This is a genomic window from Mesorhizobium sp. M0587, assembly GCF_040320945.1.
GTDB lineage: Bacteria > Pseudomonadota > Alphaproteobacteria > Rhizobiales > Rhizobiaceae > Mesorhizobium.
This window is the reverse complement of record NZ_JAMYQP010000122.1, coordinates 1-601: the sequence shown is the minus strand read 5'-3', so window position 1 is coordinate 601 and position 601 is coordinate 1. Positions and strand designations below refer to the sequence as shown.

Sequence of the window (601 nt, the reverse complement as noted above, 5' to 3'; positions counted from 1 at the left end):
GTTTTCTCGCTGCGCATTGCGATGCCTTTGAATTCTTTGAGCTTCGCGAAGAAGTTCTCGATGAGATGGCGCCATTTGTAGATTTCGGCGTCGATGCTGATGGGATTTTTTCGCTGCGGACGTTGGGAGATGATGATCTTGGTTCCGCGTTGGTTCATCTCATCGATGATCCAATTTGAATCGAAGGCCTTGTCGGCAAGGATGGTATCGAAACCGACGCCATCAATCAGCGGCGCAACACCGATTGTGTCATATCGGTTGCCTGGCAACAGATGAAAGCGCACGAGATTGCCAAGAGCGTCGGTCAGAGCGAGGATTTTAGTTGTCCAGCCTCCCTTGGATTTGCCGATCGCCTGATTTTGAGTCCCCCTTTAGCGCCGTGTCCATGACGATGGACCGGAACAATGGTGGCGTCGATCATCGCATATTCCATATCCGGATCATCTGAAACCGCCTCGAATATGCGCTCGAAGACGCCCCGCTGCGACCAATAGTCGAAGCGTTTGAAGATCGCATTCCAATCGCCAAAGCCTTCCGGAAGATCACGCCAGGGGCTGTTCGTGCGCGCCTTCCACAGTACGGCTTCGACGAACAGCCGGTT

2 protein-coding genes are annotated in these 601 nt (G+C 53.2%); both read right to left on the bottom strand.

Annotation, left to right across the window (positions count from 1 at the left end):
* The coding region (locus NKI49_RS33295) for a transposase (protein WP_352695963.1) at positions 1 to 308 on the bottom strand (308 nt) is incomplete at its 3' end.
* The coding region (locus NKI49_RS33290) for a transposase (protein ID WP_352608453.1) at positions 305 to 601 on the bottom strand (297 nt) is incomplete at its 5' end. The genes NKI49_RS33290 and NKI49_RS33295, both read right to left, overlap by 4 nt.